Here is a 21,014-nt window from a genome sequence, read left to right as displayed (position 1 = left end):
GTGGTGCGGCAAAACGTGGCATGACCTGTGATGAGGCCCGCCGCACCGCACCTACGAATTGGCCAGCTGCCCATTTTCACTATTCTACTGTGCGGCTAAGCAGGCTCAACCCCGGCAAATGATTTGCCGTTGCAGGACAAAAAAAATACTTACTCAATGATTGTTTATCAGGGCGGAGATTGGTGGCGGGCCTTGTGGCACTTTCATACTTCGGCGGTTATCCGCCTGTTGTTGAAGCGCGTAGCCCTGGTGGGACTCTACGGGTCGGCCATTGCCATCATCAGCCTCGATTTTCATACCCTCAACGTCCGCATCGGGCGCGAGTACCTGTCCATCCTAGGCATTCTGCTCAGCTTGCTGCTGGTGTTCCGCACCAACACCGCTTACGACCGGTACTACGAAGGCCGCCGCGTGTGGGGCCAACTGGTGTCGCACTGCCGGGGCCTGGCCATGGAAATGAACGCCCTGTTGCCCCGCGAGGCCAAATCCAGCCGCCGTTACTTCGCCGCCCTCATCTCCAACTTCCCCATCGCCCTCGAAGGCAGCCTGCGCAACAAAGTCCGCTTCGATAAGATGGAGGCGACCCCCGACATCATCGAGCGCCTCCAGAAGGCCGAGAGCGTGTGCTCCACCATCATTGCCGTGCTCATGGAGAGCGTGGAGCAGCTGCGCCAGGTCCAGATTTTCGACCCCATTCACCTCATCAACATCAAGCAGCACTACCTGGGCATGATGACCGTGAATGGCACCTGCGAGCGCATCAAGTCCACGCCCATCCCGTATTCCTACAGCTTTTTCATCAAGTGCTACATCACCGTTTTTATCATGGTAATGCCCCTGGTGCTGGTCGATTCCTGCGGCTGGTGGATGGTGCCCGTGACCATGATTGGGGCCTACGCCATGCTCGGGCTGGAGATGATTGGCAACGAAATTGAGAACCCGTTTGGGTACGACAGCAACGACCTGCCCATCACCCAGCTCTCCAATAAAATCCGGGTAAGTGTACATGATTTGCTGGGCGTGGAACTACCAGCCGAGAAAAAGGCTTTGGCGACCGTGCCCTACAGCGTAGTCCATTAACCGACGGTTTTTGTGCATTCAGCCAGTAATAAATAGCATTCATCCATAGTCGCTTGATAATATCAAAAAAGCCTTATTTGGATAGATTCGGCATTTGTGTAAATTTTCTCAGACCAGCCCAGCCTTTTTTTAAACCCCTGCGTATATGCGCCTCGTCGTGTAATCCGCATTCCAAGCGTTTCATCCTCTCTAACATTCAACCCCCAATTACATGCAAACTTTAACCTTTACTCAGAAGCTGTCGCGACAGCGGCGCTTTCTAAGCTCCTTACTTCCGCTCTTCGCCATCTTCTTGGGCCTGGGCTCCTCGCTGACCGCGCAAGCTGGCATTATCATCTCCAACTCGACGGTGACTATTAGCCGTAATGGTGGGGCCAATGAGAACATTGCGGCAGCGCAGTTTGATACACAGCGCCTTGGTACATACAATATCAATACTGGCCGTCTATTGCTCAACGGTGGCAGCTTTACGGCTACTGCTACGTCCACGACTACTCTTAACGCAGGCTTTGTAGATTATACGGTCGCCGACTCGCTTGGCAATCCTGTAAGCAGTGGTTCAATTCAGCTCACCGGTACTCCTGCTTCTGGTAGCCCGAGAAGTTTCACCTTTTCGACTGCTGGTATAAATCTGTTGAGCGGCATTACTACTGCTGGTGATGGGTACAACGTATCGGTTGTCTTCAGAGCTACAGGTCGTACTGGTGTAACCAACACTACAGTTCGTGATGACAACGGTGGCAGTGGTTATACTGGCCTTTTCAACGTAGTCGGCGTTATTCCTCCCCCCAGCTCGGTTGTCTTCTCCGGCGAATCGGTTACTGTTGACCAAGGCAACGGCAGCGTTAACTACCCCGGCTCTTCCTTCAACACGAAACTGCTTGACCAGAAGCCCGGCGCGACAGCACCTTTTGCTTTCGACATTAATGCTGGTCAGCTTATCCTGCAAGGCGGCACGGTAACGACTACCGAAACCGGTTCTTTCGTTGTGAACGGTGCCAACTTGGACTACACCCTGTATGACCCGAGCTTCAATCAAGTGAGCACGGGTACGCTGCAACTGCAACAGAACGGTGCCGTCAACAACGGTGTGCGCCAATTCTCTATTGGTAGCGGCAACACCAACCTGATTAGCCTGATTGCCAGTGCTGGTAACGGCTACACCATCCAAGTGTCGTTCCATGCTACCTACCAGGTAAATGGTACAGGCCTGCCGCAGCGTGCCAACGACAATAACTCGTACGCCGCTACTTTCGATGTGACCGGCACCAAAACGCCGCTACCTACCGTGCAGGGCAATACCATCGGCATCGCTCCGAACAACAGCGGTACCGTTATCTACAACATCAACCCCAACACGCCGCGCCCCTTCCAAAATGCTGACCTGAGCTCGTCGGCCAACAACGGCACGACTTACGACGTGAACAACGGCCAGCTGCGCCTGAACAGCACGACGGTAACCACCACCGAAGCCGGTGCCAATACCATCACCAGCGTGGTGCTCTACTACCGCACTCGCCTGGCTGGTACGTCCGGTGGCGCTTTCCAGCCTATCAACCTCACGCAGTCCGGCAACACCGTTAACGGCACGCGCACGTTCATCCTCGACCCCGGTGTTAACGGCATCAACCCCCAGCCTAACCTGATTGCTACGCCCGCCGTCACGGCTGCCGGCAACTATGTGGTTGACGTGTACTACCAGGCCAGCGGCTCGAACTCGATTACGAACACCAACTTCACTATCACCGACCCGAACGGTGCTCCTGGTAATGCCTACTCGGCTGGATTCACGGTATCGGGTACGCCGGTCGCCCAAACCATCTGGACGGGCTCTATCAACGACAACTGGTTTGATGCCCGCAACTGGAGCAATGGCGTGCCGGACCAAACTAAGAATGCCCTGATTCGTGACTTGGGTGCTGGCAGCGGCGTTCCTTACCCCAACATCAACTCCGACGTTGCGACGCCTACCTACAGCAACATCGGCTCCGGCCCGGCCAAGACCCGTAACCTGATTATGGGTGGTACCTCGCAAGGTTCGCGTTCCATTACCCGCCTCGTGCGCGGCCAGTTGCAAGTGTTCGGTGATTTCGACAACAGCTACGACAGCTTTATTCAGCGCGAAAACACCATCATGGAGTTTGCCGGTGGCGTAACCCAGACCATCACGGGCGGCTCATTTGTCCGGATTGATATCTCGGGTGGTGGCCGTAAGGATGTAGTTGGTATTATGAACGTTTCGGAAGCTATTAACTTCCTGACCCCCACCGTAAGCGCGGTTAACACGGTCATCCCGAACCCATACACTACGCTCAATGCAAATGCCGGCATTCTGACTACTGACATTCTCCAGCCCCTGCTGTCGGTGATTGTCCTTTCTGACCGCGCGCTCACCAATGGCAACAACGGTGCACAGCTCAACGGTGAAACCGATGATTCCTACCTGCGTGGCTTTGTTCGTACTACCCGTCAGGGTGTACTGGTAGGCGAAACGCGTACGTATGGCAACATGGGCATGACCCTGACTTTCAACGGTGCTAACAGCCCCGGCAACGTGGATGTGACCCGTAACACGGTAGAGGCTTATGCTCCGGTGAGCGGCCGCTTCGGCATCCGTCGCATCTTCGGTGTGCGTCCTTCCGACCAGGCTACCAACAACGGCGGCCTCACTGCTACGATGATTTTCCACTACCGCGATTCGGAAACCCGTAACCTGAATGGTGCCGACATCCGCACCCCCGGCAACAGCACCATCCCGGAAGACCAACTGACCATCTTCATCTCGACCAACGGCGGTGGTGCCTTCGGCCTGATTGGCCGCGACGGCCCGGTTGACCAGGTGAACAACAACGTGACCAAGACCGGCGTAACTCAGTTCGCCACCTTCACGCTGGGCAGCACCGAAACCCCTCTGCCCGTTCGCCTGATGGCGTTCGATGCCAAGCGCATCGGCAACGATGCTCTGGTGACCTGGCAGACGGCTTCGGAAGAAAACAGCAAAGGCTACGAAGTGCAGGTTTCGACAAATGGCACTGAGTACCGCACGCTGTCCTACGTTCCGAGCGCTTCGCCGAACACCACGCAGGTGACCAACTACAGCTACGTAGACAAAGAAGCCAACAAATCGGGCAAGCGCTACTACCGCCTGCACCAGATGGACTTGGACGGCAAAGATGCCTTCTTCGCCCCCACGGTGGTTAGCTTCGATGGCAAGGCTCCGGCCTCCAGCTTCGTGGCCTACCCCAATCCTCTCAATGCTGGCAACGAACTCCACGTAGCCCTGCAATCGGCAGCTACGGGCACGGCCAAACTGTTGGTGACCGACATGACGGGCCGCACCCTGCAGCAGCAGAACGTTGTCCTGAACGGCAGCCTCACCGATACTTCGGTAGCTGGCATGGGCGACCTGAAAGCTGGTGTGTACCTGGTGAAAATCACCTTGCCTACCGGCGAAGTGAAGAACCTGAAAGTGGTGAAGCAATAAGCTAACCACGGCTTCGGCCCACAGAAAAGCCGGCTTCCGCAAGGAGGCCGGCTTTTTTTGTGAACGATAGATAGGCAAGCGAGCCTAAAAAAGCCCTTCATGCCGAGCATGAAGGGCTTTTAATTTACTGGTCAGCGCACTCGGCTGGCGGTGGCTGCTTAGCCGCGGGGCATGGAAGTGCCGGGCTTGCCGGTCTTGGCCGCTGGCTGGAACATGGGGTCCACGGCATCCATATCGAGGAAGTGCGAGAACGTGTCGCCACGCAGGCCCAGACGAATGGTTTCGAGGCTTACTACTTCGTTAGGAGCAATGTTGCCGAGGTTTACGTTGGCCCCCAGCAGCTTGATGAACCATACTTGCTGGGCTTTCTGTGGGGCTTCCCACAAGATTTTCTCCGAAGGAATCTTGGTCAGAATTTCCTCTACCAGGCCCGAGCGCACCTCGCCGGTGCTGCGGAACAGGCCCACGTTACCGCCCTCGCGGGCCTCACCGATTACCTTGATGGCCCCGGCCTCAAGCTCGGTCTGCATCTGCGAAATCCACTTGTAGGGCGGGATGATTTTCTCGGCATCCTTCGAACCTACTTCGCTCAGTACGCGCACGCTCTTGCTCAGGTCGCGGATGTACTCGCATTTGCGCTCGTGGTCGAGGTCGATGCTGCCGTCCGATACCTCGGCGTACTCCATGCCGTAAGTGTCCAGCAGACGGCGGTAATCGTCGTATTGGTTGCGGATTATGAAGGCCTCAAACAGGGTGCCGCCGAAGTACACCGGAATATTGGCTTCGCGGTAAATTTCGAGCTTGCGCTTCAGGTTGGGCACCACGTAGGAAGTGGCCCAGCCCAGTTTCACCACGTCGGTATAGGTCTCGCCTACCTCCAGAAAATCTTCTACTTCGCGCAGGCTCATGCCTTTGTCCATTACCATGGTGTAGCCCTGCTCGCGGGGCTTGGGGGTGCGCTCCGGCAGTTGAGAGAGGTCGTAATTCATTAAAATTGAGTAAAATATGAGAATTTGGGGAAAGCTTGCCCGCTCTAAAAAAACGGGTGGCGCGGGCAAAGAAAAACCGCCCGTCGGCTGACGGGCGGTTACAAAAGTAGCATTAAGCCAAAATGTTATTTCCGAAACTGCTCAATAAGCCGTTTCAAACCCGGCTGCTCACGCAGTTGGGGGAAGTAGTCGAACAGAATAACGTGCTGTTCATAGTTGAGCGTGAGGGCCGTTTCGAGTACGCCGTATGCTTCTTTCATCCGCCCATCGGCCAGCAAATAAGCGCACAGCATGTAGTGAAAATGAGCTTCGTGGGGGTGCAGCTCCACGGCGTGGCGCACCAAATCCACGGCTTCGCTGAAATGGCCCTGCTCGTAGAGGATGGCGCTCCAGCTCACCCAGCCCTGCACGTCGTCGGGGGCCACTTCGGTGGCTTTCTCGTACGATTCGAGCGCGCTCACCACGTTGCCCACCTGGTTTTCGGCCGCGCCCAGCGCCGACCAGTACTCGCCGCTTTCGGCGTACAGCTCAGTCGCCTTACGGAAGTAGTGAATGGCCTCGAACCAGCGCCCCTGCTCCTGCAGCAGCACACCCTGGCCAAACCAGGCCTCGTCCATCTCGGGGTTCAGCTCCAGCGCCTGACGGTAGAACTTGCGGGCGGGCTCCCACTCGCGCAGCTTCTCATAGCACTCGCCGATGTTGCACAACGCCTCATCGGTCGGCTCGCCGGGTGGGTAGGCCATTTCGAACTCCGGAATGGCTTTTAGGTACTCCTGCTGGCACACAAAAGTGTCGGCCAGCCAGTGGTGAGCATCATAGAAATCGGCCCGGATGGTCACAGCGAAGTCGAATGCCTCGGCAGCCTTCGTGAAATCCTCGCGGCGGTACCAGTACTGGCCCAGGTTGTACCAAGCCGTGGCCGAATAAGGGTCGTCGTCGGTAAAGCGTTTGAAGAAATCTTCGTGCTCCTCCAGCCGCGCCGTGATGTCGAGGCAGTGCAGAAGCTCCTGCACGCCGGTTTCGTTGTCGGGATTGAGGCGCAGGCTCTGCTTGTAGTGCTTGGCCGCGCTTTTGAACTTCTGCCAGCTCTGAAAAGCCAGGCCCAAGTTGAAGTGAATGTCCTCACGCTCGGGCTCCTGCTCCAGGCCGGTGCGGAAAAACTCCACTGCCTGCGCAAATTCGCCCCGCTGCGTGCTGATAATGCCGCGCGTCACCGCCACGTCGGCGTTGGTGGGGTCCAGGGCCGCCACGGCGTCAATCTGGCGCTCGGCTTCGGAGTAGTCGCCACGCATGGCCGTCACTTGCGCGCGGTCAATCAGCAGCTCAGTAGAAAAAGGGTATTGGCCGAGGGCAGCTTCGCAGGCCTGGAGGGCCTTGTCAAACTCTGCACTCGTCACGTAATGGTCAATGATGTTCTCGAAGTCTTCCAGGTCGAAGAAAACAGATTCCTGCTGGGCCACCATGCGCTCGAAGCGGCGCACGGTATCCAGCACGGTCCGGTCGTTTTCAAAATGTTCGTTCATGCGCATAAAACCGCAGTTAAGTGGATTAATCTGGTTTTGTGAATTAGCGAATCCAGCAACCGGAGGTGGTTATGCCACTGCTTGCCAGAAACGTTCCACTCCACTTTTTCAGTACTCTATCAATAATAACAAATATTGGCCAAAACCGTGCAATCTAGTTGTTGCTAAGATACGATAACCGGTTCGAGGCGCTTGGGTTTTGCCGCTAACTCAGCCGCGCACCACGTCAGCGTATCAGGTAATGGGCGGAATTTCAGTCCTGTAGCGCTTTGCACTTTGGCGTGGCTGTACACCACCGGCTGCCGGCCCGCCCGCGCGGTGTCTTTGGTGATGAGCGGCCGGGCACCTGTAAGCACCGCCCGGGCATGCTCCAGCCGCCAGATAATTTCGGCGGCCCAGTCGGGCACGGCCACCGTGGGCGGGCGGCGCTGCATGGCCTCCGCCGCCTGCCGGAAGAAGTCGGCCAGGGGCACGGCCTCGGCACTCAGAATGTAGCGCTGGCCGCTGGCCTCGGGCTGGTCGAAGGCCAGGGCCAGCAACTGGGCCACCACGTCGCGCACGTCCACGAAGTTGATGAGGCCGCGGGTATAGAAGCGGTGCTGCTGGTGGGCGTAGCGCAGCAGGCGGGTGCTGCTGCGGTGCCAGTCGCCCGGCCCCAGCACCACCGATGGGTTTACGATGACGGCCGCCAGCCCTTCGGCCACGCCGCGCCATACCTCCAGCTCGCCTAAGTATTTGGAGGTGGCGTAGGCCGGATGTGCCGCGCCCAAGTCCCAGGAAGCCTTTTCAGTCACCGTCAGTACCTCACCGGGGGCGGCCGTAGCGCCCGCCGCTGGCCCGCCCAGCGCCGCCACCGACGACATGTGCACCAACCGGATGCCCGGCCGCTCCAGGCAGGCATCGACCACGGCGGCGGTGCCCTGCACGTTCACGCTCAGCAGCAGGTCCTCGTCCTGCGGCGCGTAGGAAACCAGCCCGGCGCAGTGGAAAACGTGCGTGACATCGGGCGTGAGGGCCACCCGCAGCTGTTCGGTATCGAGCAGGTCGCCGGCCAGCCATTCCACGCCGGGAGCAGCGTCGGTCGGCACCGCGCCCCGGTGCAACGCGCGCACGGCCAGTCCCCGCTCCCGCAGCGCCCGCAACAGAAAAGAGCCGATGAGGCCGGTGCCGCCGGTTACAAATATCATGAAATCAGTAGTTAACGCTCAGAGGCAAATGGATGGCATCAGCCGGCCCACAACGGCCTGCTAATTACTACTAACGGACCAGGTGTTAAAGCGTATTGTTCAGCAAAGGCAGCCGGAGCAGCTTTTCCATATAGGGCTGCACGAGTGTGCGCTTGGTCAACGTATCGGTGTGGCGCAGGTGGTGCGTATCGGTGCCCACAAAATCAACCAACTCGCCGTCAATTAATTGCTCAGCCACTTTTTTGGCGGCAGGGGAGTAGTAGCCCGCCAGCGAATTTAGGTTTACCTGGAGCAGCACGCCGTAATCGCGGCGCATTTTCTCAATCTCGGCAAAACGGCCGTATAAATAAGTATAGCGCTCAGGATGGGCCAGTACCGGCTGGTAGCCCTGGGACTTCATCTCGAAAATAATGTCGAACAGGTTCAGCGGCTCGTTCATGTAGGAGGTTTCGAACAGCAGGTAGCGCTTGTCGCCGCCGAAGGTGAGCATCTCGGTGCCATCGGCCAGCTTCCGGCCCAGAAACTCGTCGAGGTAGTATTCGGCGGCGCATTCGAGGGCTACGTCGTGCAGGCCGGCGGCGGCGGCGGCTTCGCGCAATAGCTTGAGCGCGGCCCGAATGCCTTCCGGCGTGTTCTTGTAGAAGTCGCCCATGATGTGGGGCGTCATCACCAGCTTGCGGTAGCCGAGGCCGCGCAGGGCCCGGAGCAGGTCCAGCGAATGCTCCACGGTTTCGGCCCCGTCATCGAGGCCGGGCAGCAGGTGCGAGTGCATATCGGCCATCAGGGCCGCCAGCGAAGCCGTAGCCACCGGAGCGGAAGTCGCCCCGCCAAAAAGACGTTGCCAGAGCGAAGCCATTTATCCTGTGGATATTAGGTGAAAAACTTCTTCAGCTTCTCGCCAAAGGTCAGTTGTTTGGTCGCGGGCTCTTCGTAGTAGCCCTGGCCATACGCGCCATAGCCGTAGCCGTAGCCATAACCGTAGCCATAACCGTAGCCGCCACCCGACTGTGCATCGTTGAGAATCGTGCACATGCGCGTGAAATTGTTGCTGCGCATCAGCCGGTTCATGTTCTTCACGAACGTCTTACGCGAGTAGCCGGCCCGCACGATGTAGAGCGGAATATCGGCCTTGCGCATGATGAGAATGCCGTCCGTAACCAAGCCCACGGGCGGCGTATCAATCAGGATAACATCGTAAAGCTGAAACAGCTCCTGAATCATGGTATCGAACCGGTCGCTCAAAATTAGCTCTGAGGGGTTGGGCGGCGTGGGGCCGGCCGAGATGAACTGCAAAGAGTCGATGCTCGTGGGCTGAATGCATTCCTGCACGCTGTGCCGGTCGATGAGGATGGTGCTCACCCCGCGCGTGTTTTCGGCCCCAAACGCCAGGTTGACCTTGGGCTTGCGCATGTCCAAATCCAGGATGATAACCTTCTGCCCCGAAAGAGCAATAATGCCGCCGAGGTTAACGGTTACGAAGGTTTTGCCTTCGCCGGAGATGGTGGACGTCACCGAAATCAGCCGCTTCTTTTTGGCTGAGCTGATGAAATCCAGATTGGTTCGGATGGAGCGAATGGACTCGGAAATGGCCGATTTAGGGTTCTTATCCACCACCAGGCGCGACACTTCCATCTTCTCCTTGTCGTAGGTCGGAATGATGCCCAGCACCGACGCTTTGGTGTTTCGCTCCAGCTCCCGCACGTTCGTCACGGTGTTGTGCATGAGGTAGCGCACCGCAATCAGGCCCAGGCCCAGCAGCAGCCCGCCGGCCAGCCCTACGGCATACACAATGAGCCTATTGGGGAAAATGGGCGGCGAGGGCGGCGAGGCCGGCGACAGAATCTGGAAGTCGGCCGTGGTGCCGGCTTTCTCGATGTTGAACTCCATTTTCTTGTCCAGCAGCATCAGGAAGGACTTTTCGTACAATTCCAGCGGGCGTTGCAGGCGGGCCAGCTCGGTGCCCTTTTCGGGCAGGCTTTGCAACTCGCCGGTCAGCTTGGCCCGCTGGGCATTGAGCTCGTCCATGCTGCGGCGCAGCAACTTTTGGTTTTGCAGCAGCAGGCGCTGGATGTTGTTGCGGGCAAAGTCGATTTTGGCCTGCTCGGCCTGCACTGCTTCCGTTTTATCGGTGTAGGAGCGCGACAGCCGCCGCAGGTTCCATTGCAGGCTGTTGAGCTCGGCCAGCTGTTCGCCCAGCTGCGGGTCTTTAATTTCCGCCAGCGCCGGGATACTCTGCTGCACAGTCTGGTTTTCGTCGCGCGTGAGGTTGCCTTGTTGCGCCATCTGTGCCACCTGGCTCAGCAGCGTCAGCGTTTCCGCCAGTTTCACCCGTTCTTCCTCCAACTGCTCCAGCTTTGTGCTAATCGTGCCTACCTCAGCCTTCACATCGTACGTGCCCGAGCTCTGAACAAAAGCCTGCAGGTTGTCTTCAGCTTCCTGCAGGTTTTTACGGGTTTCTTGCGAAATCTGGTCCAGAAACCGGAGCTGCTTCTGGGTGGCTTCCTGTTTGCTGGCAATTTTCTCGTCCAGGTATACCGAATCAATCTTATTGACAATGTCCTGCGCCTTCACGGCATTAAAATCGTTAAAGGAGATGCCAATTGTGTTGGCATCCGGGTTCACAATCTCAACAGTCAGGTTTTTATCCAGGTAAGCACTCACGGTATTATCGTCCTGCACCGTGAAGTGGTAGCTGCCCTCCAGCGCATCCGTGTCCAGGCGGGCTGTGGGCAGGATTTGCAGTGTAATGCCCGGCAGCGCGATGGTTTGCCCGAGGGCATATTCGCCGCCCTGCGGCCGGTTCTGATTGGTGAAATCAAGCTTAAACCGCTGCCTGTTCACAAATTTCAAGTCAAACTTCCGGTTGTACAGCGAGTTGTCTGTGATTTTGTACACCACCCGGAAAGGGGAGGTGCCGTACAATTCCGACTCCAGCACCGTGCCCTGCATGTAGTAGTTCACATCAAGGTCCAGCGAGTCCTTCAGCCGCCGGTAGATGATGTTGGACTTAATCAACTCCACCTCACCGGCCAGCTTGCTGCCTTGGGCCTTGTCTACCACGGCGGGGGCCATCTGCCCGGCCAGGCCTAGGGCGCTGCCCTGGTTGCGCTCCTCAATCTTGAGCAAGGATGTCGACTTATACACTGGCTTGGTATACCGCAGGTACAGCCACGACGCCGTAACGCCCAGAATAATCAGTAAGAGCATCCACAGCAGGCTGCGCCGGGCTACCAGTACCAGCGTGGCCACATCCAGGCTGGCGGAGTCATCGTCAGCCTCATTGCCTCCGGCGTTGGACACAACCGAAGGCTCCACGGCTCCGCCGTTGGCATTTCGAATAAGCTCTTCCAGCTCCGAGTTTTCGTTTACGGCCATTGTAATGCTATTACCAGCAAGCGCTGGGTATGATACTGGATATGATAAAAAGCTGCCGCTCAGCGCGCTATTTCACGAAATTTATGATAACAAGGGTAGTAGTCAGAATAAGCGAAGCAAAACTGATAATAGGTCCCGCGTCGTTCAGAGTTTCCAGCAACGGACGGTGCACTGGTTCTATGTAAATAATGTCATTCGGCTCCATTTGTAAGTTGGCCCGGCGCATCCCGTCCAGGGTTGTCAGGTCCACTTGCTGGATACGCGGGTTTTTCAGGTCGCCCCGGATAATCCGGATATTACTGGCCTTGCCGCCGTAGCGGTAAAACCCGCCGCCGCCGACGATGCTTCCGCCGCCGCCACCGCCGCCGCCGTCGATGCCACCGGCCAGAGCCAGTACCTCAATCAGGTTCATGTTGTCGTTGGCCAGTGTCACCACCTGCCCCCCTGGTGCCCCCAGAATGAACACCCGATTGTTGGTCACCCGCGTGGTCACGAAAGATTCCTTGTAGTATTCATTATAGCGAACCTGCAGCACACTGTCGGCCTGTAGCAATGATAAGCCACTTACCTTCACTCGGTTCACCAGGGGCAATACCACCGTGCCATCGGCCTGCACCAGAAACTCGGAGCCCGCCGTGGCGCTGCCAGCCGATTGGCCCACGGTGCGCTGGCCCGCGGCCGCGCGGGCATTGCCGCCGCCACCGCTACTGCTGGGGCTGGCACCGGCACCCGCGCTGCGGCTGGGCAGCGCCCCGCCGGGCTGGCCAAACTGCAGTTCGCCATTGGGGTCCAGAATGCGCTCGCCTTTATTCGTATTCACCCGCACTTCCAGGAAATCGTTGGGCTGGATGAGGTAGTTGCGTGCCGTGCGGTTCACGGCCAGGCGCAGCTTGGTGCTATCCAGCTGGCGGCCCTGGCTGTCGGTGAGCCGGAACATGGTGCGCTGGTTGTAATAGTGAGTGGAAACGCACGACGAAAAAAGCAGCAGCGCGGGCAAGGCCAGCAGCCACAGCGGCTTGAGGCGACGAAAGTGAAATGTCGGCATGAAGGCCAATTAGGGCGATATCAAACAAAAACCAGGAAAAATTTTGGCCTCGAAAGGCAGATTCCCCCCAAAAAGCCTCAAAAGTAACGCTTTTGCCGCGCCCATTCAACAACAGGCGGTTGCGACGGGCCGCGCCCTCCCCGTTGCCAACTGCCTGAATCGTACTTTTGTGGACTGCGAAGGGCCAAACCGCCGTTGCAGTACCGACGACCTTATATTCTCTCCAATCCCACCCTTAGTTCCCTTTACATGGAAGCCGTAGCCACCGAAAACCAGACCATGATAGCGCAGATGGTGCGCGACTTTGGCGCCCAGCACATCAAGCCCGAAATGATGAAATGGGATGAAAGCCAGGAGTTTCCCATCGACGTATTTCACAAGCTCGGCGAGCTGGGCCTGATGGGCGTGCTTGTGCCCCAGCAGTACGGCGGAGCCGGTTTTGGCTACGTCGAGTACGTAACCGCCATTGCCGAGCTGTCCAAGATTGACGGCAGCATCGGCCTGAGCATGGCCGCCCACAACTCGCTCTGCACCGGCCACATCCTCCAGCACGCTTCCGAAGAGCAGAAGCAGAAATACCTGCCCAAGCTGGCCTCCGGCGAATGGATTGGCGCCTGGGGTCTCACCGAGCCCAATACCGGCTCCGATGCTGGCAATATGCGCACCACCGCCGTGCTCGATGAGAGCGGCGAAAACTATATTATCAACGGCGCGAAAAACTTCATCACCCACGGTAAATCCGGCAACGTGGCTGTGGTTATCGTGCGGACCGGCGAAGTGGGCGACTCGCACGGCATGACGGCCTTCATCATCGAGCGCGGCACGCCGGGCTTCGAGGCTGGCCGCAAGGAAGACAAGCTGGGCATGCGCGCTTCGGAAACCACCGAGCTGATTTTCACCGACTGCAAAGTGCCCAAAGAAAACGTCATCGGCAACGTGGGCGACGGCTTTGTGCAGAGCCTGAAAGTGCTCGACGGCGGCCGAATCAGCATCGCAGCCCTCAGCTTGGGCATCGCCCAAGGCGCTATGGAGGCCGCTACCAAGTACAGCAAGGAGCGCCACCAGTTCAACCAGCCCATCAGCAACTTCCAGGGCATCGCCTTCAAACTGGCCGATATGGCCACCGAAATCGAAGCCGCCAGCCTGCTCACCTACCGCGCCGCCGATATGAAGGACCGCGGCCTGAACGTGAACCTGGAGTCCGCTATGGCCAAGCTCTACGCCTCGGAAGTGGCCGTGCGCACTGCTAATGAAGGCGTGCAAATCTTCGGCGGCTACGGCTACACCAAAGATTATCCGGCCGAGAAATACTACCGCGACGCCAAGCTTTGCACCATTGGTGAGGGCACCAGCGAAATTCAGAAGCTGGTTATTGCCCGCGTGCTGCTTAAGTAAACCGTGGATTCTGGCAGATTTCGCGGGTTTTGGGGTCAGTTCGGCCGCCAGCGCCTAGGCGTTGGAAATGAATCGACTACAAAATCCGTGAAATCCGTTTGAATCCGATAAATCCGTGATTATCTTTGCGGCCCGGTTTACACCGCCTCCCTCTGAAAATCTCCCTCATTCCCTGATATGATTATCATTCAAATCAAAGACAACGAATCGGTTGACCGCGCTCTGAAGCGTTTCAAAAAGAAATTCGAGCGCACCGGCGTTCTGAAAGAGCTGCGTCGTCGCACGTTCTTCCAGAAGCCCAGCATCACCGAGCGCAAGCTGAAGCAGAAGGCTGTTTACAAGCTCGCCACCTACGGCCAGCCTGGCGAATAGTCCGAAAGTTTTTCGGCCCGTTTAGCTTTGTTGAAAACCGGCTGGTTTGCCTCTATTGGCAAGCCGGCCGGTTTTTTCGCGTCCATACCGGAGCGATAAGCTTGGTGGAAAATAAAAAAATGCTACATTGGATGCCCGGCCCAACCGCCGGGCTTTTTTGGTGTTGGTATGGATGCTTTTCTCGATTTTTTGCGCTTTGAGCGGCGCTACAGTCCGCACACGATTGTCTCTTATCAGACCGATTTGGGGCAGTTTGCGGCCTACCTCAAGTCGGCCTACGAGCTGACTGACCTCACCCAAGCCACGCATCCGCTTATCCGGGGCTGGGTGGTGGAGCTGATGCAGGAAAACCTCGACCCGCGCACCGTGAACCGCAAAGTGGCCTGCCTGCGCTCATACTACAAGTTTCTGCTCCGCAACGGCCGCATCGAAGCCAACCCCATGCTGCGCATTAAGGCCCCAAAAATGGCCAAAAAGCTACCCGAATTCGTGCCCGAAGAGGCCCTGAACGGCTTGCTGAATACGTTTGAGTTCGGCGACGACTTTGCCGGGCAGCGCGACCAACTGGTGCTGGAAATGCTCTACGGCACGGGTATCCGCCTCTCGGAGCTTATCGGCATTCACGCCGACGATGTGAGCCTGGGGGCCAGCACCGTGCGCGTAACCGGCAAAGGCAACAAGCAGCGCCTCGTGCCACTCAATCCCACGCTGAAGCTCGTGATTGAGCGCTACCAGGCGAAGCGGGCGCACGAGTTTGGTACGGTGGGTGGCCCGTTGCTGCTCACCGACAAGGGTGACGCGATGTACGAAAAGTTCGTCTACCGCACCGTGAAGCGCTACCTGAGCCAGATTACGACCTCCGGGGCGCAGCAGCACCCGCACGCGCTGCGGCATGCCTTTGCCACCCACTTACTAGGCAAGGGAGCCGACCTGAATTCCATCAAGGAATTGCTGGGCCACGCTAGTCTGGCGGCCACGCAGGTGTACACGCACTTGTCCGTCGACCGCTTGAAATCCGTATTTGAACAGGCCCACCCACGGGCCTGAGTTTCTATTTACCCTTTTACCTCTTAATCACCCGCTTTATGAAAGTACAGATGCATTCGGTGCACTTCGACGCCGACCAGAAATTGCTTGATTTTGTTCAGCAACGTTTGAATAAGCTGGAAACTTTTTACGATAGGGTCACCGAAGGCGAGGTTATTATGCGCCTCAACAACAAGGATGGCATCGAGAACAAAACCGTCGAGATAAAGCTGCTGGTGCCCGGCAACATCTTGTTCAGCCAGGAAGATGCTGCTTCGTTTGAAGCTGCCGCCGATGCCGCTACCGAAAGCCTGCGCCGTCAGATTACGAAGCACAAGGAAAAGGCCATTGCCCATTAATAGATTCGGCATTCTGCCCAACAAAAAGCCCCGCCTGATGAGTCAGGCGGGGCTTTTTGTTATTGTCGGATGAGGCTTACAGCCCAAATTCAGCCTTAATCTGGGGCACGTAGTCGAGCTTTTCCCAGGTGAAGGTTTCGAAGGTTTTCTTCTCGCCGTTGGGCATCACCACGTCCACGGTGCCGGGCTGGCGGCCCATGTGGCCGTAAGCCGCCGACTGGGCGAAGATGGGGTTTTGCAGGCCGAAGCGCTTCACGATGGCGTAGGGGCGCAGGTCGAACAGCTTGTTCACTTTCTCGGCTACCTCGCCGTCGGTGAGGGGCTGGCCGGCCGCGTTTTTCACCTTAATGGTGCCGTAGGTGGTCACGAACACGCCCACGGGCTGGGCCACGCCGATGGCGTAGGCCACCTGCACCAGCACCTGGTCGGCCACGCCGGCGGCCACCAGATTTTTGGCGATGTGGCGGGCGGCGTAAGCGGCCGAGCGGTCTACTTTGGAGGAGTCTTTGCCGGAGAAGGCACCGCCGCCGTGGGCACCCTTGCCGCCGTAGGTATCCACGATGATTTTGCGGCCGGTGAGGCCGGAATCGCCGTGGGGACCACCGATGACGAACTTGCCGGTGGGGTTGATGTGGTAGGTGATTTTGTCGGTGAACAGGGCCTGGGCATCGGCGCTCAGGCCGGCTTTCACGCGCGGGATGAGAATCGACAGCACATCGGCTTTGATTTTGTCCAGCATCACGCTTTCGGACGCATCGAACTCGTCGTGCTGGGTGCTGATGACAATGGTATCGATGGCCTCGGGCTTGTGGTCGTCCGAATAGCGAATGGTAACCTGGCTCTTGGCATCGGGGCGCAGGTAGGGCATGGCCGTGCCCTCGCGGCGGATGGCGGCCAGCTCCTGGAGCAGGCGGTGCGAGAGGTCGAGGGCCAGCGGCATATAGTTGGCCGTTTCGTGGCTGGCGTAGCCGAACATCATGCCCTGGTCGCCGGCGCCCTGGTCTTCGTCCTTGGCGCGCTCCACGCCCTGGTTGATGTCGGGCGACTGCTCGTGCAGGCGGTTCATCACCTCGCAGGTGTCGGCGTTGAAGAGGTATTCGGGCTTGTTGTAGCCGATGCGGCGAATAGTCTCGCGGATAATGGGCTCGGCATCAACGTGGGCCGTGGATTTGATTTCGCCGGCAACGAGGGCAAAATCGGTCGTCACGAGGGTTTCGCAGGCTACTTTGGCAGTGGGGTCCTGGCGCAAATACTCGTCGAGGATGGCGTCGGAAATCTGGTCGGCAACTTTATCGGGATGGCCTTCCGAAACCGATTCGGAAGTGAACAGATAGGGCATTGAATGCGCGAAAAGAGCGGAAGATAGAAACGAAGCGCGCCCGCCAGGCCGAAACCGGCGGGCGGGCGCGGCACAAAAGTACGGAAATCCGGGCTATTGGTGGCTATGCAGTTGGCGAGGAAATGCAGTAGGGTTCAGCAGCCCACGGAAAATAGCTGCCGTAAGTGGTGAGGCTACAGTTGAGCCAGCCGGCCGCCATCTACCACCAGCGTGGTGCCGTGTACGAAGCTGGCTTCGGAAGAAGCCATGAAGGCAATGGCGGCGGCCAGCTCCTCGGGCGTGCCCACGGTGGCTTTGTCGATTTTCTCGGTGCCGTTTTTCACGTTGGGGTTGCTCCAGAGCATGGGTGTGTCCACGGCCCCGGGAGCCACGGCGTTGATGCGGGTCTGCTTTCGGTCGAGCTCCAGGCTCATGCCGCGCACGAAGGCTTCGAGCGCGCCCTTGCTGGTGGCGTAGGGCACCACGTTGGCGGTAGTCTGGTGGGCGTGTACTGAGCTGATGGCCACGATGGCGCTGCCGGCCGGCATATGCGGCAGGCAGAGTTGGGTGAGCTGGGCCAGGGAGCGCAGGTTCACCAGCATCAGCAGGTCCCATTGCGTGAGGGGCAGGTCCACTAGATGGTCAAAGGTCATCATGGCCGCGTCGCATACCAGCACGTCGATGCGGTGATACTTGGCCAATACTTTTTTCACTACGCCGCTAATGGCGCGGGGCTTGGACAGGTCGCAGGCCATGAAAATAGCTTTGCCGCCGGCTTTGGTAATCAGGCGCACGGTTTCGGCCCCGTCGGCTTTATCGCAGCCCAGCACCACTACGGTGCCGCCTTCGGCTCCCAGCCGCACGCAGCAGGCCCGGCCAATGCCGGATGTTCCGCCCGTCACCAGGCACACTTTATCTGTAAAACGCATTCCTGAATTATTGAGTGAAGAGCCCCGCGCTAATTGCGCAACTGCTCTACGGCACACAACCGGCTAAGGCGGGTTTTGTGCTGGATAAATGGTGTGCCGCGCCAGGTTTCAGGCAACAGCAGGGACGCCATTCACCGGGGCCGTAAGCTTTTCGCACACCAGCACCACCAGCCGGCCGCGCAGGTCGGTGGTGGCAAACAGGTACACCTCGCCGCCCTCGCGGATGCCGGTGCGCCGCCGGAAGTCGGCCACTGAATCGGGGAAATTGCGGGTAGTGACGTGGGCGCGCGCCTCGGGTCCCAGGTGCGCCTTGAGGGCCGCGCCATCGGCTTTCTCCACGGCCAGGATTTTGAAAACCCGGCCCGGGAAATCGGCCCGCAGCACATCCGAAGTGTAGAGGTGGCTGTGCTGGTGCAGCTTGAGCAGTTCGAATGCGGTGCCGATGCTGCGAAAAGCCCCCGCTTTGAGCACGGCCGCGTTGGGCTCGTAGAGGTACTGCTGGGCCTCGGCGTAGCGGGGCGTGGCGCGGGCCTCGCGGGCGCGGTTGAGGCGGAATTCCTGCTGGGTGCCGTCGCGGCGCAGGTTCAGGGCGTAGCGCTCGGGGTCCACGGCAGGCTCCTGGCCCAGCTCGTAGAGCACTTCTTTCACCTCATTATCCACGGCCACCACCCAGAGGCGCCGCACATGGGCCAGGCCCTGCACGGCAAGCTCAATGTCGAGCATGGGCGAGGTTTTGAGCAGTACCTTATCGGCCTTGTGGAGCAGCAGCGGCAGCAGTTTTGCCACGTCGGGTTCGCAGTCGCGCAGCAGGAAAATCTTGCGAGCGGCGGTGTCGCGCCGGGCCGGGTCGAGGTAAACCCAGTCGTAATGGTGCGGCGTGCTTTTCAGAAATGCCACCGCGTCGGCCGCATTAATGGTCACGTTATCAATGCCGAGCTGACTGAAATTATAACGCACTACGCCAGCCAGCGCGGGGTCACGCTCCACGTAGTCGACCTGTGCCACGCGGGCGGCGAAGGCGGCCGAGTCGGCCCCGAAGCCGCCGGTGAGGTCGGCCAGACGCTGGCCTTCCACCAAATTGGCTTTGAAAGCCGCCGTGCGGGCCGACGAGGCCTGCTCGACAGATAAGGCGGGCGGAAAAATCAGTTCCGGGTTATCGGCCCAGGCGGGGAGCTTGGCGCGGGCTTTCTGGCGGGCCTGAATCTGGCGCACCAGCTCGGGCACGGGGAGGCCGGGGTGGCGGCGGGCTTGGAGGGCCAGGTGGGCGGGGTCGTCGTGCAGGTGCGCGGCCACGTACCGCCGGGCCGCTTCGGGCAAGGGGTAGTCCATGGATGACCTTATACGGAGAAACGCGGCAGTTAGCGCAACGCCCAGCGCAGCGAAAGCAAAGGCTGGCCCGTGGGCGCAGCCGCAAAGCCGATGGCGGCCGGCTGCAAGCGCTGCCACGTGCCGTTGTGAGCTACGTCGTGGTTAAAAGTCTTTACCGCCCGTTGCAGGTGCGAGTTGGTATTGCGATTGATAAAAACCGTGGCCAGCAGGCTGGTAGCGAACACGCCGATGGCTACCTGCTGCGTCGAGTTGAAATACACCCGGTCGCCGTGAGCCAGAATCTGCTGGCCGTACAGGCCAAACGACCCGACGGCCACCAGGCGGTCAATCAGGAAAAAAGTCTTCTGGCGGCGGTACTCGTCGAGGTGAGCCAGGGCATCGGCGTTGCCCGCCAGATAGGGGCGGAGCTTCTGTCCAAAAAAACCAGCCGTCTGGTAATTGTCGCCGCTGGCACCGGGGGCCAGGAAATCAAAATTGTGCTGCGGGCCACCCAGGCCGCGCCCCTCATCTTCGGGCGATAGGCGTATGCTGCCAGGACCTTGCTGCGCCAACGCAGGAGCTAATAAGCTAACTGATAAGATAATAGTGGCTGCGCCACGGAGCTGCCAGTTAACTGTGCGCAGCTGGTTGATTTCGTGCATAGTAACAAATATAATGATGCCTGAAGAGCTGAAAAGAACACCTCCGCAATATTTTCTGGCCGCCAACCCAACAAAGCCGGGTTGTCACACGTTCAGGCCGAACCGGCTAATCACCCCTTGGGCCGCGTGTTTCACCATCCAACCGAATATTTTACATGAAAACATCCTTTGTATTCCGCCGCGCCATTCAGGCCCTTCTGCCGGCTACCCTGCTTTTGGCCGCCTGCGGCAAGAGTGACACACCCGCGCCGGCGGTAACTCCCGATACGGCCAAAGTATTGGCCGTTCACGGAGCGGTAAACAACTCAACGCGTCCAATCAAGGTGACGGTGGGTGACAAAGAAGGCCCTTCGGTGACTTACGGCACCAACACCCCCTACCAAACTGTTGCAACGGGCAACCTGGCCGTAAAGGCGACCATTGATGCCTCAGGCGGGGCAACGCTATACAATATGCCGCAAACAGTGGCGAAAGACAAAAGCTATTCGTTTTTCGCTTACAGCGTTCCGGGGCAATCAACCGCTACTGTATCCGGCCTTTGGGTAGAAGATGTGCTGACCGCCCCGGCTGTTGCGACCAACGCCAAGGTGCGGCTGGTACACATTGGCCAGGACCTCGACTCTCCGCTGACACTGAGCAAGACGCCTAGTGGCGGCGGTGCATTGGTACCCGTGACCACTGCTACTGCTGCCGGGCAGGCATCGGCATTTGTCGAAATTCCAGCCGGCGCAGCCAGCTATAACTTGGCTAACAGCAACAATAGCGCTATCCAGCCAGCGTTCGGAGGAACAATCTTGAATACTGCATTCGTTGCCGGAGGTATTTACACCATCATTGTACGGGGAGCCTCCGCTGCCACTGCGCCTACCGATAATGAGAAATTTACATTGCAATTGATAAAGAATAACTAAAGCAATTGCCAAACCTTGCTGCAAAAGCCCGCGCCCAACCGGCGCGGGCTT

17 protein-coding genes are annotated in these 21,014 nt (G+C 58.5%); 7 read left to right on the top strand and 10 right to left on the bottom strand.

What is annotated here, in order from left to right; genetic code table 11:
- The first annotated feature begins 156 nt into the window (after nucleotides 1–156).
- Entirely contained in the window at nucleotides 157–1,080 is a 924-nt protein-coding gene (locus ACYU70_RS16420; RefSeq protein WP_342295040.1) for a bestrophin family protein, read from the top strand.
- 211 nt (nucleotides 1,081–1,291) lie between these two features.
- Nucleotides 1,292–4,564 (top strand): T9SS type A sorting domain-containing protein, encoded by a 3,273-nt coding sequence (locus ACYU70_RS16415; protein ID WP_342295042.1) that lies wholly within the window; start codon nucleotides 1,292–1,294, stop codon nucleotides 4,562–4,564.
- 158 nt (nucleotides 4,565–4,722) lie between these two features.
- Here ACYU70_RS16415 and ACYU70_RS16410 read toward each other — a convergent pair whose 3' ends face one another.
- The 6 genes from ACYU70_RS16410 to ACYU70_RS16385 form a co-directional block, all read right to left on the bottom strand.
- On the bottom strand, nucleotides 4,723–5,553 hold the full coding sequence (locus tag ACYU70_RS16410) for a phosphosulfolactate synthase (RefSeq protein ID WP_342295044.1): 831 nt from the start codon (nucleotides 5,551–5,553) through the stop codon (nucleotides 4,723–4,725).
- Between the two features lie 125 nt (nucleotides 5,554–5,678).
- Nucleotides 5,679–7,076, bottom strand: a complete 1,398-nt coding sequence (locus ACYU70_RS16405; RefSeq protein WP_342295046.1) for a tetratricopeptide repeat protein — start codon at nucleotides 7,074–7,076, stop codon at nucleotides 5,679–5,681.
- Between the two features lie 164 nt (nucleotides 7,077–7,240).
- Complete coding sequence (locus ACYU70_RS16400; RefSeq protein WP_342295047.1) at nucleotides 7,241–8,263, bottom strand: NAD-dependent epimerase/dehydratase family protein; 1,023 nt, start codon at nucleotides 8,261–8,263, stop codon at nucleotides 7,241–7,243.
- A gap of 85 nt (nucleotides 8,264–8,348) precedes the next feature.
- On the bottom strand, nucleotides 8,349–9,119 hold the full coding sequence (locus tag ACYU70_RS16395) for a tyrosine-protein phosphatase (protein ID WP_342295048.1): 771 nt from the start codon (nucleotides 9,117–9,119) through the stop codon (nucleotides 8,349–8,351).
- Between the two features lie 14 nt (nucleotides 9,120–9,133).
- Nucleotides 9,134–11,638, bottom strand: a complete 2,505-nt coding sequence (locus tag ACYU70_RS16390) for a polysaccharide biosynthesis tyrosine autokinase (RefSeq protein ID WP_342295049.1) — start codon at nucleotides 11,636–11,638, stop codon at nucleotides 9,134–9,136.
- A gap of 67 nt (nucleotides 11,639–11,705) precedes the next feature.
- Nucleotides 11,706–12,683: a polysaccharide biosynthesis/export family protein gene (locus tag ACYU70_RS16385; protein WP_342295050.1), complete on the bottom strand. Its 978-nt coding sequence runs from the start codon at nucleotides 12,681–12,683 to the stop codon at nucleotides 11,706–11,708.
- A 249-nt stretch (nucleotides 12,684–12,932) separates the two neighbouring features.
- On the opposite strand from ACYU70_RS16385, the gene ACYU70_RS16380 reads away from it, so the two are divergent.
- From ACYU70_RS16380 to hpf, 4 genes are all read left to right on the top strand, one after another.
- Entirely contained in the window at nucleotides 12,933–14,078 is a 1,146-nt protein-coding gene (locus ACYU70_RS16380) for an acyl-CoA dehydrogenase family protein (protein WP_342295052.1), read from the top strand.
- 177 nt (nucleotides 14,079–14,255) lie between these two features.
- Nucleotides 14,256–14,450, top strand: coding sequence for a 30S ribosomal protein S21 (rpsU, locus tag ACYU70_RS16375; protein ID WP_342295054.1), 195 nt, complete (start codon nucleotides 14,256–14,258; stop codon nucleotides 14,448–14,450).
- A gap of 168 nt (nucleotides 14,451–14,618) precedes the next feature.
- Nucleotides 14,619–15,497: a tyrosine-type recombinase/integrase gene (locus ACYU70_RS16370; RefSeq protein ID WP_342295055.1), complete on the top strand. Its 879-nt coding sequence runs from the start codon at nucleotides 14,619–14,621 to the stop codon at nucleotides 15,495–15,497.
- A gap of 38 nt (nucleotides 15,498–15,535) precedes the next feature.
- Nucleotides 15,536–15,835, top strand: coding sequence for a ribosome hibernation-promoting factor, HPF/YfiA family (hpf, locus tag ACYU70_RS16365; RefSeq protein WP_198069793.1), 300 nt, complete (start codon nucleotides 15,536–15,538; stop codon nucleotides 15,833–15,835).
- A 76-nt stretch (nucleotides 15,836–15,911) separates the two neighbouring features.
- On the opposite strand, the gene metK is transcribed toward hpf, so the two are convergent.
- The 4 genes from metK to ACYU70_RS16345 form a co-directional block, all read right to left on the bottom strand.
- Nucleotides 15,912–17,174: a methionine adenosyltransferase gene (metK, locus tag ACYU70_RS16360; protein ID WP_342295058.1), complete on the bottom strand. Its 1,263-nt coding sequence runs from the start codon at nucleotides 17,172–17,174 to the stop codon at nucleotides 15,912–15,914.
- A gap of 173 nt (nucleotides 17,175–17,347) precedes the next feature.
- Complete coding sequence (locus ACYU70_RS16355; RefSeq protein WP_342295060.1) at nucleotides 17,348–18,082, bottom strand: SDR family NAD(P)-dependent oxidoreductase; 735 nt, start codon at nucleotides 18,080–18,082, stop codon at nucleotides 17,348–17,350.
- Nucleotides 18,083–18,190: 108 nt separating this feature from the next.
- Complete coding sequence (locus tag ACYU70_RS16350; protein WP_342295062.1) at nucleotides 18,191–19,411, bottom strand: class I SAM-dependent methyltransferase; 1,221 nt, start codon at nucleotides 19,409–19,411, stop codon at nucleotides 18,191–18,193.
- A gap of 29 nt (nucleotides 19,412–19,440) precedes the next feature.
- Nucleotides 19,441–20,052, bottom strand: a complete 612-nt coding sequence (locus ACYU70_RS16345; protein WP_342295065.1) for a hypothetical protein — start codon at nucleotides 20,050–20,052, stop codon at nucleotides 19,441–19,443.
- A gap of 155 nt (nucleotides 20,053–20,207) precedes the next feature.
- On the opposite strand from ACYU70_RS16345, the gene ACYU70_RS16340 reads away from it, so the two are divergent.
- Entirely contained in the window at nucleotides 20,208–20,963 is a 756-nt protein-coding gene (locus ACYU70_RS16340) for a DUF4397 domain-containing protein (protein ID WP_342295066.1), read from the top strand.
- Nucleotides 20,964–21,014 lie beyond the last annotated feature (51 nt).

This window comes from Hymenobacter segetis (genome assembly GCF_054776495.1).
Note: the sequence above shows the minus strand (reverse complement) of the source record. Positions and strands in the feature narration are given on the sequence as shown.

What these genes read in the sequence shown, in the direction of transcription:
- ACYU70_RS16395 (WP_342295048.1), bottom strand. Translation starts at nt 9,119, where the DNA reads ATGGCTTCGCTCTGGCAACGTCTTTTTGGCGGGGCGACTTCCGCTCCG.
- ACYU70_RS16345 (WP_342295065.1), bottom strand. Translation starts at nt 20,052, where the DNA reads ATGCACGAAATCAACCAGCTGCGCACAGTTAACTGGCAGCTCCGTGGC.
- ACYU70_RS16410 (WP_342295044.1), bottom strand. Translation starts at nt 5,553, where the DNA reads ATGAATTACGACCTCTCTCAACTGCCGGAGCGCACCCCCAAGCCCCGC.
- metK (WP_342295058.1), bottom strand. Translation starts at nt 17,174, where the DNA reads ATGCCCTATCTGTTCACTTCCGAATCGGTTTCGGAAGGCCATCCCGAT.
- ACYU70_RS16385 (WP_342295050.1), bottom strand. Translation starts at nt 12,683, where the DNA reads ATGCCGACATTTCACTTTCGTCGCCTCAAGCCGCTGTGGCTGCTGGCC.
- ACYU70_RS16350 (WP_342295062.1), bottom strand. Translation starts at nt 19,411, where the DNA reads ATGGACTACCCCTTGCCCGAAGCGGCCCGGCGGTACGTGGCCGCGCAC.
- ACYU70_RS16390 (WP_342295049.1), bottom strand. Translation starts at nt 11,638, where the DNA reads ATGGCCGTAAACGAAAACTCGGAGCTGGAAGAGCTTATTCGAAATGCC.
- ACYU70_RS16415 (WP_342295042.1), top strand. Translation starts at nt 1,292, where the DNA reads ATGCAAACTTTAACCTTTACTCAGAAGCTGTCGCGACAGCGGCGCTTT.
- ACYU70_RS16355 (WP_342295060.1), bottom strand. Translation starts at nt 18,082, where the DNA reads ATGCGTTTTACAGATAAAGTGTGCCTGGTGACGGGCGGAACATCCGGC.
- ACYU70_RS16380 (WP_342295052.1), top strand. Translation starts at nt 12,933, where the DNA reads ATGGAAGCCGTAGCCACCGAAAACCAGACCATGATAGCGCAGATGGTG.
- ACYU70_RS16405 (WP_342295046.1), bottom strand. Translation starts at nt 7,076, where the DNA reads ATGAACGAACATTTTGAAAACGACCGGACCGTGCTGGATACCGTGCGC.
- hpf (WP_198069793.1), top strand. Translation starts at nt 15,536, where the DNA reads ATGAAAGTACAGATGCATTCGGTGCACTTCGACGCCGACCAGAAATTG.
- rpsU (WP_342295054.1), top strand. Translation starts at nt 14,256, where the DNA reads ATGATTATCATTCAAATCAAAGACAACGAATCGGTTGACCGCGCTCTG.
- ACYU70_RS16370 (WP_342295055.1), top strand. Translation starts at nt 14,619, where the DNA reads ATGGATGCTTTTCTCGATTTTTTGCGCTTTGAGCGGCGCTACAGTCCG.
- ACYU70_RS16400 (WP_342295047.1), bottom strand. Translation starts at nt 8,263, where the DNA reads ATGATATTTGTAACCGGCGGCACCGGCCTCATCGGCTCTTTTCTGTTG.
- ACYU70_RS16420 (WP_342295040.1), top strand. Translation starts at nt 157, where the DNA reads ATGATTGTTTATCAGGGCGGAGATTGGTGGCGGGCCTTGTGGCACTTT.
- ACYU70_RS16340 (WP_342295066.1), top strand. Translation starts at nt 20,208, where the DNA reads ATGAAAACATCCTTTGTATTCCGCCGCGCCATTCAGGCCCTTCTGCCG.